Genomic DNA, 13,379 nt, shown 5'->3' with positions numbered 1-13,379 from the left:
TCTTACCAATAATTTATGCTAAATAGAAGACACCTACGGGTAAAAGTCATGCAAGTATTGTATGCTTACAATTTGTCAGACGACAAAGCCATTGTAAACTTTGAGAAAGGTTTACTTAAAAATGTGGAAGAGGTAGATGAAATGTATATTTGGACACTCAACCTGCTGGATGAAGTTTCTGAATATGTATTAAAAGATGTGGAAGGCATTTCTAATAAATGGATACCTACAGAAAAGGATAAATCCTATACCTCAACAAAATTAAATACCAACACTTTCATTGAATCTTTACGTCAAAATAGAGCTTATCTTGAGAAAGTAAAGAAATTCAATGTAGATTGGAGTTATGATCCTGAGATTGTGCGTTCTATTTTTGCTCAATTGAAAGATTCAGAAGCCTATTTGGATTACTTAAAACTGGAAGATCGTTCTATCTCTGCAGAAAAAGACATCGTAAAGCATATTTTCAAAAAAATTATATTAAAATCTCCTGATGTTGAACAAGCATTGGAAGAGCGTTTCATTAATTGGCAAGTCGATAAGGAAGTGCTACAAGCGATGATTGCCAAAACTTTTAAAAATTTCAGCAATGAGGTGCCTTCAAAAAACAACCTTGCCGAATTAACACCTAGTTGGATTGAGGATAGGGATTTTATTCTTGATTTGTTAAAAGGAAGTATTAAATACGCTAAGGAATTCCAAGACTTAATTTCTGCTAAAACAAAGAACTGGGAATCGGATAGGATCGCATTATTAGATAATATTTTAATGCGTATGGCTATTACAGAATTAATTCATTTCCCAACGATTCCTGTAAAAGTGACAATTAATGAATATATTGAGCTTTCTAAATCGTTCAGTACGTTAAAAAGTAGTACCTTTATTAACGGAATTTTAGATAAAATATTAGCAGACCTAATCGCTCAAAAAAGAATTAAAAAAGAGGGTAGGGGTTTAATAGCATAATCTTAAACATATGAAAAAATTATTTTTTGGTTTTCTGTCTTTGTCATTTTTAATAGCATCTTGTAACCAATCGGCAGATGCGAATAAAGGCACTCAAGAAACAGAAAATGTGGACTCTACGAGTGCTTCTGATGGTATTGGCATTATGACTTTTAAAGAGTCTGAATTTGATTTTGGAAAAGTTAAAGAAGGTGAAGTAGTAAAACATGTATTTACTTTCGAAAACACAGGAAATCACCCAATCATTATTTCTCAAGTTTCTGCCAGTTGTGGCTGTACGACACCTTCCTACAGTACAACACCGGTATTGCCAGGTAAGTCTGGGGAAATTTCTGTAGAGTTTAATACGGAAGGACAGACTGGTCAACAACAAAAGATAATTACTGTTGCTTCAAATGCGGAGTCTAATATTGTAACTGTACAATTGAAGGGTCAAGTAGAAGCAATCTAATAACTTAAAACTATTAAAATTAAATAAAAATGATTTCAACTATTTTATTGCAAGCTCAAGGAAGTGGCTTGATGCAATTTTTACCAATGATTCTTATTGTGGTGGTTTTCTACTTCTTCATGATAAGACCTCAAATGAAAAAACAAAAAGACCATAAAAAATATATCGAAGAAATTGATGTGAACACTCGTGTTGTTACTACTGCAGGCATACATGGCCGTATTGTAGAAGTAGGCGATAAAACCTTTTTAGTAGATGTAGGTAATGGTGTAAAGATTCGTTTTGACAAATCTGCAATATCATTGGAAGCTTCTAAAGCTTTGAATACTGAAAAAACTGCTTAAGCTTTCGCTTAAGACTTTATAACAAAGCATAAAAAGAGCCGTATGATTATCATACGGCTCTTTTTATGCTTTTATAGGAATGTGTTTGGCATTTAAAGCACTATTGATGGTTTTGTTTGATCTCTTGAAGACTCCTTGTTCATTGCGTTAATTTACCTACCCATTCATCTGAATAGGCTATCAGCTGCTTGTTAAGGGACTAGGTCATTAGTCCTTTAGTCATGCAAAAGTTATTGGTTATAATACATCCTGATATAAAAAAAGGGCTGCATAAATGCAGCCCCTAACAGTCACCGAATGAATTATCATCGGTCTAGGCAGTTTTCTCAACTGGCTAAATGTTTTATTACTGATGATTCTATAAATCATCAGTAATAATTTATTTTGGAATATTAAATAATCGAACTTCAGACATTTGGAAATTAGTTCCTGAACGTAATTCCGTCATTGAAAAACGATAGTGCTTGTAAGCGGTATTGTTATCAAATATGAATGTTCTTGACTGATACCTATCTGTCCACTCTTCATTGGATCTTTGATCAACAGTAGTCCAGGTTTGACCATCTTGAGAACCTTCAATTCTCCAAGCTTTAGGATCTCGTTCTGGAGCATCATTTCCTGAAGTCATGCGGTATCCATTGACAATTTGAGGAACAAAATACTCAAACCTCCAGGAAAGATTATTTCCAACACCGCCTAAAAAGACTTTGGTTCTCGTGTTATTGTCAATTAGTTTTTTAGAACCTTCACCTCCATCTGGTCCACCTCCATTTTCATGAGAGATTGTGAAGGTATTATCTACATTAGTTATATCTTTAATTATACCTAATTCGGCAACTAATAGATTTAAATATGCGATAGATCCTTTTGGAGTCTTAATATTCAATTTAATCTCTTTAAATGCACCTGCATCAAAAGTTAATTCAGTATTATCCTCATTAGAGATCACCGGAGCAGCATTTGTATATCCATCTAACCAGCTAGTGCTTCCAACATTCATATTGGTCTCATAACTGATCTTTAACTTTCCAGCTCCTGCTGGAGCCGTGATCACATTAATTAAACTCGATGGATTAATTCGAATAGTTTCCTCACGTTGCGCCCAATAGCCATCTTCGTTTAGTACCACTAATTTCACATTAAATGTACCAGTATACAAGAAGGTATGAACGGGTGATGCTTCTGATGAGGTACTGTCATCTGCAAAATTCCATCGTACATCCTTATAGTTCGAAGATTTATTGGTGAACTTGTAGGTAAATGGATCATTAGGATCCACCAATTCAAACTCAAATCCAGCTGCTGGTTTGGGTGCCTCTTCAATGAGAACAGGTACTTTCTCTTCCTTTCCGCATCCACTTAATACAAGCGAGAAGAATAGGCAACAATAAAATATGTTTAAAAATTTCATAATCGTCGTATATTAATAGTTATGGGAATCTAACTAAACGCCACTCTGATGCTTGAAATAAGTTATTTCCTACATTTGAAGTAATGTTTAATCTAAATTGAGTAAAGGCCTGTGGAATATCGATATCAAATCGTTTTGTCAATAAACGAGTAGCAAAATCAACCCCAGACCTTGTATCTACTGTTGTCCAATTGACACCATCATTAGATCCTTCTAAAAACCAAGCATTAGGATCTCTTTCCTTTGCATCGCCCCCAGAAGTTAAGGTATAAGCACCGATTTTTTGTGGAGTATTGAAAATCAAAGTACACTGTAGGTCACCTGTAAAACTTGATTGGAGGAATTTACTTCCATAATTTCCATCGACCAATTTTAAAGAACCTTCATTTGAGTTTGGCCCACTATTATTGTCTCTATTTACAAAAAAGTTAGAACGATCTCCTGTAACATCAACTTCAACCACATTTTTGGAATCTATTAAAAGAATGGTATAATTCTTCTCAGGGTTAATTACATGTAGGGTGGAAGAAGCTAATTTTACTACAATAGCTAATTTATTGTCAATATTCTCATTGATCACTGACCATGGGATATCTAAGTTTAAATTTGCTGTTTTTGCATTGCTAGCTACCTGTACTCTAGCTGGTAAAGTATATTTACCAGTTTGTAATGGAACGGTGTTAGCTGGTAAAATACCTTGCGCAATTAAGCTAGCGATAGTATCTGTAGATGTTTCCACATCAACAAAAAATGTAGAACCTGGAAAGCTTGCCAAGCTAATACCGATAGGAATACTCATACCGGAAGAGGAACCTTCATAATTTACTTGGTTTTTAGCCTCTAAAACTTGTCCTGCTCCATTCACTAGCGATAAATAATGAATATCATCAGTGCTAATTAGATCAGATACTTTTAACACAATAACACCTTTGGCATTATTTGGATCGATGCTGTTTCCTTTCCCAGCATTGGTAATTCGGTAACCTATTACAATCGTTTTATCAAAATATTGTTCCACCTCTGTACGGGTAATTTTGATATTAAATTGCGTTGCATCTGATCCAAAATTTACTTTTGTAGAGTTCGGTAGAAATAGGGAGCCCGAACTAGCAACAACATGGGTAGCACCTAAATTAGAACTACTAATGTATGCTTCGGCAGCTTCTTGATCGACTTCAAAAGTCACCTCAAACGCTTTTGAAGCTGCATTACTCAACTTTAATCCTACTGGAATTGTTAGGTCAGTATTCGTTTTAATAATGTCACCTATAACAGTTCCTGAGCTCACCGAAGTTGGTGAGCCAGGTTGAATGTTGAATTCCTGTAATGTATCTTCACTACAACTAGCAAGTAGCAATGCAGATAATAAGCAGAGTGTTTTTATATGATTTAACTGTTTTTTCATAATGCTATTCTATTTATCGATCCAAACTCTACCATCCAATTGCCAGCTTGTTTGTCTTGGTACTTTTAACCAGCTGATAATTTGAGTGGCAATATCCAAATTTCTAGGCACCATTGCCGCCAGACTACTGGAGGTAGGCGCACACATATAATCATTTAAACGAGCGATAGGGTAGTTGTTACTTCCGGTAGTCAAGTGGTTACCTAATGGGCCGTCATCAAACAATTGATTTTGATCAGTACCCGTTAAAGGCCAGTTTCCTGCCAAGAATCCATAATAAGGATGATTTGGAGATACACCAATTTCACAGCTGAATTGTTTAACTACATCAGGTGAAAGTGCAGCCTTCCAAATTTTAACATCTGCAACATAAGCATCGGATGCCCAACCATTCTTATTGGGTAGATAGCCTACACGTAGCTTGGCAGCTGAGTTAATCGCCCCCCAACCAGTAATATTACCTTCTTTAGACAATTCACCATTGGTGTATAAACGCACTGTTCTGACTCCATCTTTAGTACTTCCTGTAACGGTAATGGAATTCCAAGTGCCTCGATTAAGATTTTTATCAGCTTTAACTTCACCAGTTCCTTTATCACCTCGAGCATTGAATATCCAAGACTCTCCAGCTAGGTGAATGACCCAACCAATACCGTCTGTTTCCCTATCCCAATCGGATTGCCAGTGTAGTCTTTTTCCAACTACAGATGGATAACTAAAACTATAGGTATTATTTGATCCTTTATTCTTTTTGATTTTAAATTCAATGGTAAAATCATTTAAGCCTAAGTTGAAGACATCATTATCGCCTTCATTCAGTTCTGCGTAATTCTGACCTTTAAACAACATAAAATCACCAATATATTTATTACCTATAAATGGCTTCCCTACATATTTAGAAGTAAATTTAGGGGTATACATTATTGTGAAGGTATTTAGATTGGGATTACTAAATATCGTGTTATCATTTTGATTATCTGGAATTTCCGCAAATCCACCTTGGCTAGAGGTAATCACTACCAACCAATTTTCTTTATCAAAATTACTCCGACTTCTTAAACCTGCTAATATTTCACCAACTTGTCCATCAAATTTTTCAATACTTGCTTTGTAAGTAGGGAAGGAGTTATCATAACCTACTTCTTTTCCTGCAGTTTCAATATCTGTAAAATGGGCAGTTACAAAATCAATATCTTCAGCCTTAAGCTGATCCACTGTTTTTGTGGTTACATCGGCATCATTTTGAGCGCTTACTCCTGTAATACCAGTTGCATATTCGTCAATGAATTGGGAAGATGGGCTGACAATACTCATTTTAGCATCTTCATTTTCCTGAAGTATACGTTTAAATACCAAAGGATAATCTTCCAATTTATTTAACGAGTAATCATTATCCCGAACACCGTGTTTAGTATAATTTACACCAGTTAATATATTAGTCCAGTTAGATTGAATAGCTAATGCATTCTCTTCACTTAATGAAACCCACGAATAAATGGAGTTTGGTATTATTGAATTTAAGTTACTAATGTTAGCAGTTCGTACCGATTCACCCCTTGCTCCGTCAGCAATGATGAGTAAAACTTTCGGTTTACCATATAATACATCCACATTTTCTTCACCAGTCTCTGGGAGAATCTTACTAAATTCTTCATTGCACGATTGAGATAAAACAGCAACCGTAAATAGCATGCAACTTAGAACTATCTTGTTTATCATCTTTTTCATAACGTTCATTTATTCGATAATTAATCGGATAATATTTTGAGGATTATATTCATCAAATTTTGAGAAGTATCCAATTAACAATAGTGCGCGTCGGCCATCATCAGATTGTGTTTCTACCACTTTAGATAAACTGCCATTCAGCATTCCTGTGGTATTTAAACCTGAAGCTAGTTGACCACTACTATCCAAAATCATAAATCTTTTTCTAATGATTCCACCGTAATTATTAAATTGTCCACTTACTACTATTAGGCCATCATCTAATTGTTGAGCGAATGATGGACTTCCAGTATCAAAAACTTGAACTTTAAAACTATCATCAATAGATCCATCGGAATTAAGCATGACCATTTTTGGAGTATTTACCCCATTAAATGATCTGAAATCCCCAACAAGAATATATTTCCCAGTTGTTTCATTATAAGATACATTCGATATTCTATAGTTAGCACCTTCGCCACCGACATTAAAGGATTGGTCTATAGTACCATTAGCATTTAACCTCGTAATGTATCCAACAGGAGTATTGTCAAACCTGTTAAAATTACCGTATACTAATAATTTTCCTTTTAAGGTTCCTTCCTCATGGAAATAAGAATTTACGTTTCCATTAGCACCTGGCAAAGCAGTGTTGTTATTGAATCGGTAAGTTTTATCTAATGTTCCATCTAAGTTCAATCGAGCCACATTTCTTATTTCGGTACTATCCAAAATTACCGAGTCACGGGTTTCCATAAAATTTGGTTTTCCGTATATTCGATTAATATGGTATCTGAAATTTCCAACAGCAAGAATTTTGTTCTCGTGGTTGTAAATTTTATTCACAGAACCTTCAAAACCTCCATTAAATGTTGGATAATATTTGATAGTATCCGTTTGGTCAGGTCTTCTAAATGGAATAACTGGCATGGTATCAATTTGTCCAGCTACATGGATTCTGGTTAAGTTGGAAATATTATCTCGACGTTGATCGTAACCAGAAAATGCACCACCTATATAATAATGATTTCCAATTTGTACCAAGGAATTTAAACTTCCATTAGCACCTGTTCCTGTTCTCCAGCTCACATCATAATTACCATTTTTATAAGTTCTAACCAAGCGATTAATTGGTTTTACCAAACCTCGATTTTCGTAATTAGTAAATGAACCTACATAAATAATTTTATCATCAGGAGTTTCAAAAAGATTGTTAATTCCATTATTAGTACCTATTAAAGCTTGCCAGCTAGGATCTATTTGAATCTTTCCAACTACATCAAACTCAGGTCCATAGACTACAATATCATCCACATTGATAAAGGTTATTCCAGAACTTGCAAATTCTGGGACTTTAACTGTCAGATCTTGGTCTGTTACTGAAATGATCTCTGCGATTTGGCCATTAAAGAAAAACTTTAGTTTTTCCCGAAAGGCTAAAAGGCCTGTTGCTTTAATTTTCACTTCTGTTCCGGGAGTTCCAACAGATGGACTTGGCAATTGTGTTCTTTCCATCACAATGCCTATTGCCTGCTTGCCCTCTTCGTAAGGATTGCTGTGAAACTCTATTTCCTTATTACAGGAAGAGAGTGCTAATATAAAAGCTAATCCTAAAATATTGAATAGATTTATCTTCATGGGTTACCTCTTACTTTCTAAAATATCGTTAATAATTTCCCATGATCCATTATCCAAGCCGAATGAAGACTTCGTGTAATTTAAAACATGGATTACTCCGTTATTGGGTTGTATGTCTGAACTTGAGACAGGGATCTGCCAAAAATTATTTGGATTTGTTTCGTCAGATATATAATTTAAATTCAATTGACGATACCCCATATATTTTAACCTGCTAGTTTCATTACCGTTTCCGTCATATTGGATAACGTCTTGGTATTCAACACCTATGTTCGTTATATTTCCTGCAAAGGAAATGTAGTGTTGCCCCGGGAAGGTGCTTATTAAAGAATAGTCTATTTGAGGATAATCTTTTAATAAATTCTTTCCTCTAAACATATATTTTAATAGATGATTTCTCCAAATCGCGGAATCTACATCAGACAAGTTTTTTATGGTATCTAATCCTAGTCCAAATAATTGGGAGTTCAATCCACCTTTTTCTAATGAACCTATTAAGTCTTTAATATCAGGATCAGATGGAGCAAAAAATGTAAACTCGTCATTTTTAAACGTCTCTTCTAAGCCTGCTAATCGGATTATTTGAGCAATTGTGTCAAACAGTACAGGTTTAGAATCCATATAATCTAAAATACTCCCGTCAAATTTTGCTTGTGCTTGACCTCCATCTGAATAATATTCGTCCTTACTACAAGAATACATTAGGATACTTGTACAAAGAATGAAGACTATTGTTTTTAATGTGTTTTGTATGTTCATAACCTATCTTCCTATAGTTGTCCAATACTCATTTAATTTCATGTCTGGATTATAGTTTAGTGCACTTCGGTTAATCGGCCAGGTCCAACCACCTCTATTGAATTGATCTAAACTTAAAGGAGACATAGTCCATTCGGGGCTCATGATTCTTCTAGTTCTCACCAGATCAAAGTAACGATGCCCTTCTCCAATTAATTCACGACTTCTTTCCAAGAAAATAAAATCCTTTAATCCAGATTCTCCTCCTGAATAAGGAGTTGCCTCTGCACGATTTCTTACAAGGTTTAAAGCCCCAATAGCCAATTCAGTTCTACCTAATTCCGCACAAGCTTCAGCATACAATAAAATGGCATCCGAATAACGGAAAATAGAGAATGTATTATCTGGGTTTTTATCTTCATTACCCGAAGCATATACGTTCGTACCAAACTTCCGTAATACGAATTGACCATTATCCGAGATAATATCTTCAAACCACATATCCCTTCTTTTGTCTGCTACATCATCTGGGAAAATTTGGTTCATGTAAGTTGAGATAAAGTAACAATGGCTTACTTGGTTCGTATATCTAGGAAACTTATAAGGCCAACGTAAGAAATGATCCCAAAATGGAGCTAATGCAGCGACATCATCTCCGTAATTGATACTACGGTAAAATTCAAATAAGGATTCTTCACTTCTTCCTTTTGTTACAATAGCCCAATTTTGATCCGTAAAAGGTTGGATTAGCTTATGCTCACGACTATCAATTAATTCCTTACCTAAATCCGCAGCAGCAGTATAATATGCCGTTTTGTTGTTCTGATCAAAACTTGCATTCCACATGTTCATGTGCATTAATAAAGCAATCACCGCTCCTCTAGCCGGTCTAGCTCCGCGAAGGGAAGCATCATTATAGGCCCAAGGCAAATTGTTTTTTTCCGGAAGTAATTCAGCTATACAGTTATTCAGAACCGTTACCATGTTTTCACGACCCTGAGATTTAGCATGGTAAGCATCGGTATAGTAGACCACATCTCCATACAAACGAACCATCCAGAAATAGGTAAAACAACGTATGAATTTAGCTTCAGCAATGTATTTAGTCGTTTCTGCAGAGCTTAAATCAGGAATTCCTTCCTCTAATTTATCCAATAAGATATTGACGCTTTGAATAACTTGATAATACTTGGTCCAATCGGTAATGGCATTAATATTATACCAAGAATAGGTGCTATTATTGATGGCTTCCATAATATCATTTTTACCGAGTACTTCGATAACTCTTCTTGCATCTAAATTATTAGCCGTTGGCGCTACAAAAATTTCTCCGGATCTAGCTTCACCTATTGCACCCATCACCCATGTTTCATTTATTTTCTCAAAAAACTTACTATAGGTAAAGGCTAAATTACTTTCTACATCCTCTACTGTTTTATAGTAGTTATTTCCTGTCAAACGATCTATCGGTTCTACGGTTAGGTAATTTTTACAGCTTAAACTGGCAGAAGAAATCAATATTCCTAAGCCTATTGTCTGAAGTTTATATTTAAAAAATCGTTTCATAATATTAAAAGCTAAGATTTAAACCAAGATTGTAGGTACGAGGTACTGGGTATCCATCTGTCATATCTCTTCCTAAACTGGATACGTTTTCTGGATTTGGACCTGAATACTTAGAAAATGTAGCCACATTATCTAAAGAACCATACACTCTTAATCGTTGAACACCAAAACGACTTAAAAAGTCTCTATTAAAATTGTATGCAAGAATGATGTTATTAATTTTGAAATATGAACCATCCTCTAACCATAGCGATTGATCACTTCTTAATGGTCTGATATTATTCATTCTAGAATAATCGTATGCATAAGGGTATTTTGCTACATCGCCTGGTTGTCTCCACATATCGATATCATTTAAAGGGACAACGGCATTTCTTCCGAATGGATCACCCATCAAATTCATTCTACTTGCTAAGGCTGTATTTATAATGGATCTCCCTGCTGTATAAGAAGCATAGAAAGACAATTGGAAATTTTTGTATTCAAATGTATTTTGCAGACCACCTGTCCAATTTGGTTGGGCAGATCCTGTTCTTGCATAATCACGATCATCTAATATATAATCCCCATTTCTATCTTCCCAAATTGGATCTCCTGCTTGGAAGTACGTTCCATCAGCAGTTCTATACCTTAAGCCTGTAACTGGATCTACTGGTACATCTTCATCTCTACTGTATACGCCATTATTTATTAACATATAATTGGAAAAAGTCGAAGTACCTACACGATTCACGATATGCAATCCTTCATTAGTAGCATCCCATTTAATGTATTGACCTCCATAACTAGCTGGTAATTTTAGTAGCATATCTTTATTATATGCACCATTTACGGATAAAATCCAATTAAATTGACTTTCACTAGGCATTGGACGAATATTGATCGCAAATTCATGACCGTAATTTATTATACCTGCATCATTGGAATATAGTTTAGAAAATCCACTAGTATTATTTAAGAAGGATTCAAATAATACATTATCTACTTTCTTATAATACGTATCATAAACTAAAGTAATTTTATTGTTAAACATGTTTAAATCCAAACCCACATTATATTGCATAGATGTAATTGGTTTCAAAGATGGATTTGGAATAAAATTGTAATCGATACCTATACCACGTTCTTGATTATAAAAACCAGATATATTATAACGTCCATACACACGTTCTAATGAACTGGATGGCATTACATTGATACCCCAAGTCGTTCTTATAGCAGCTTGGTTGATCCAAGGCAATGACTTAATCCATTCTTCGTTATGCGCATTCCATTTTAATCCAATCGAAGGATTCTTCGTGTATAAATTTTCGAATCCATTGATGGATGAACCGTCCATACGATAGGTTAAATCCAAAATGTAGCGCTTTTTATAACCATAATTTGCTGCAAATGCAAAGGAAGCTGCGCGTTCATCTGTGAAATTACTTAATACACCACCACCTCTTGAAAAATAGCCATCATAACCCAAAGGACCTTCGAATTGATCGTTTGGTGTTCTTTTTTGTAGTGTTGCAGTATTTAACTCTTGGACATGTCGAACCTCATTGAATAAGTTGAAGAAAATATCATGAGTCTCTGCAAAACTTTTCGCAAAGGTCATGGAACTACGACTATATAATTGAGATCGTCTTCCAGCGTAAGAATAGACTTCTGAGAAAGAACCTGAAGATGCCGCAGGTGAAAATTTCTCTTCATTTCCAGAATTAAACTCATAACTCAAGGCTGAATTGATTCTTAAACCTGGTAATATTTCAAAACCCGCCTCCATATAAGGTCTAATTGATTTCGAGCTGTTATCATTTTTAGTCCGTATAGCTCCAATGTAATCTGCAGATGCATTATAAAATCCGGGAGGAGGTAATAGGGTAGAGGACATACCACCAGATGCTACACCTGTTTGCAAAATTCCTGTTCCATCTCCTTTACTTTGCTTTCCTAAATTGGCAAATACCTGTCCTGTAAAATTGAATTTTCTAGAAGGTTTATAATCCATTCGTAAGTTAGCAGAATAACGTTTGAATCCCGTATTTCTAATGATACCGTTTTCTGAATAATAACCTAAGTTACTTTTGTAAGATAACATTTGATTACCACCATCTAAAGTCACGTTATGACTTTGGTTAAACGTGTTTTGATAGTATAAATCTTGCCAGTTAGTGGAATTATTAAAATACGAATTTAAACTATCTGCTAACATAGGGTTATTCATAATTCTGTCTATTTCCGATTGAAACCGCGCATTATCTATAATTTGGAGTAGTTTTAAACGACGCTCCAAGTTACCACCTAGTGTTTCTCTAAGTTTTGGTGGAGTTTTAAGGAAGGTATTATTTACGTAGGATATTCTCGGAACTTCTGAATTTCCTTTTTTGGTATTGATAATAATTACCCCGTATGCACCTTGAGAACCGTACAAGGAAGTTGCCTGAGCATCTTTCAATATCTCAATACTTTCCACATCTTCTGGAGGTATCATTGAAAGTGGGCTAATGCCTGGTCCTTGTTGCTGTAGACCAAACTCTGAAGCTCTGTCAGCATCCATAGGTACCCCATCAATAACATACAATGGTGAAGTTGGCATCAACACTGATTGGCTACCTTCTCCAGCCGTTCCTAAGTTGGAAAGACCACGAATCTGTGTAGATCCTCTAAAACCTGGTGCTCCGGTATTCACCTGAACATTTAATCCTGGTACTTTACCTTGCATCAATTGTTCTAAGTTTGCCGCTGGAACATCTCGGATGTCTTTTTGACCTAATGTGGTAGAAGCTCCTGTGGACGATTCTTTAGAACGTGTTACATAGCCCCGTACAACAACTTCCTCTACCGCATTATCAGTTGAACTCATTTGCACTGTTAGGGTAGTTTGATTGGGCTTGATGGTCACTCTTTTTTCAGCAAAGCCTACGGCCTTAAATAAGATTACTGTATTGGGATTTACCGAAATTGTAAAATTTCCGTCTGGGTCAGAGGCCGTCAGCGCTCTACCCGTAGTGACATTGATAATGGAAGCACTACTTATTCCATTATTGGATTCATCAACAATTTTACCCTTGACTTGCAAAGCTTGCCCAAAAGCTGCTTGTGCTGAAAAGAGTACTATGATAGTGAATGCGAATATATTGCTTAATAATTTCATAGAAGGTTTCA

The 13,379-nt window shown here is 35.3% G+C and carries 10 protein-coding genes; 3 read left to right on the top strand and 7 right to left on the bottom strand.

Annotation, left to right across the window (positions count from 1 at the left end; all coding sequences use genetic code 11):
- Positions 1–15 precede the first annotated feature (15 nt).
- From nusB to yajC, 3 genes are read left to right on the top strand one after another with little or no spacing between them, the layout of a single operon-like run.
- Positions 16–966, top strand: coding sequence for a transcription antitermination factor NusB (gene nusB / locus ACFRAE_RS01340; protein ID WP_422795312.1), 951 nt, complete (start codon positions 16–18; stop codon positions 964–966).
- Positions 967–976: 10 nt separating this feature from the next.
- On the top strand, positions 977–1,417 hold the full coding sequence (locus ACFRAE_RS01335; protein WP_422795311.1) for a DUF1573 domain-containing protein: 441 nt from the start codon (positions 977–979) through the stop codon (positions 1,415–1,417).
- Between the two features lie 29 nt (positions 1,418–1,446).
- The gene (gene yajC, locus ACFRAE_RS01330) at positions 1,447–1,761 is read left to right on the top strand and encodes a preprotein translocase subunit YajC (RefSeq protein ID WP_422795310.1); all 315 of its coding nucleotides are present in this window, start codon (positions 1,447–1,449) and stop codon (positions 1,759–1,761) included.
- 379 nt (positions 1,762–2,140) lie between these two features.
- Here the strand turns inward: yajC and ACFRAE_RS01325 are convergent, their stop codons facing one another.
- Genes ACFRAE_RS01325 through ACFRAE_RS01295 form a run of 7 tightly spaced genes read right to left on the bottom strand, consistent with a single transcriptional unit; the run spans position 2,141 to position 13,368 of the window.
- Entirely contained in the window at positions 2,141–3,172 is a 1,032-nt protein-coding gene (locus ACFRAE_RS01325) for a PKD domain-containing protein (RefSeq protein ID WP_422795309.1), read from the bottom strand.
- Between the two features lie 19 nt (positions 3,173–3,191).
- Positions 3,192–4,577, bottom strand: a complete 1,386-nt coding sequence (locus tag ACFRAE_RS01320) for a discoidin domain-containing protein (protein ID WP_422795308.1) — start codon at positions 4,575–4,577, stop codon at positions 3,192–3,194.
- A 9-nt stretch (positions 4,578–4,586) separates the two neighbouring features.
- Positions 4,587–6,305 carry a LamG-like jellyroll fold domain-containing protein gene (locus tag ACFRAE_RS01315; RefSeq protein WP_422795307.1) on the bottom strand — a complete coding sequence of 573 codons (1,719 nt, stop codon included), beginning with the start codon at positions 6,303–6,305 and terminating at the stop codon, positions 4,587–4,589.
- Positions 6,306–6,314: 9 nt separating this feature from the next.
- Positions 6,315–7,922 carry a DUF5008 domain-containing protein gene (locus ACFRAE_RS01310; RefSeq protein ID WP_422795306.1) on the bottom strand — a complete coding sequence of 536 codons (1,608 nt, stop codon included), beginning with the start codon at positions 7,920–7,922 and terminating at the stop codon, positions 6,315–6,317.
- A 3-nt stretch (positions 7,923–7,925) separates the two neighbouring features.
- Positions 7,926–8,681, bottom strand: coding sequence for a hypothetical protein (locus ACFRAE_RS01305; protein ID WP_422795305.1), 756 nt, complete (start codon positions 8,679–8,681; stop codon positions 7,926–7,928).
- Between the two features lie 3 nt (positions 8,682–8,684).
- The gene (locus tag ACFRAE_RS01300; RefSeq protein WP_422795304.1) at positions 8,685–10,226 is read right to left on the bottom strand and encodes a RagB/SusD family nutrient uptake outer membrane protein; all 1,542 of its coding nucleotides are present in this window, start codon (positions 10,224–10,226) and stop codon (positions 8,685–8,687) included.
- Between the two features lie 4 nt (positions 10,227–10,230).
- On the bottom strand, positions 10,231–13,368 hold the full coding sequence (locus tag ACFRAE_RS01295) for a SusC/RagA family TonB-linked outer membrane protein (RefSeq protein WP_422795303.1): 3,138 nt from the start codon (positions 13,366–13,368) through the stop codon (positions 10,231–10,233).
- Positions 13,369–13,379 lie beyond the last annotated feature (11 nt).

The organism is Sphingobacterium sp. HJSM2_6, from assembly GCF_049316305.1.
Lineage (GTDB): Bacteria > Bacteroidota > Bacteroidia > Sphingobacteriales > Sphingobacteriaceae > Sphingobacterium.
This window is presented reverse-complemented; position numbering and strand designations above follow the sequence as displayed.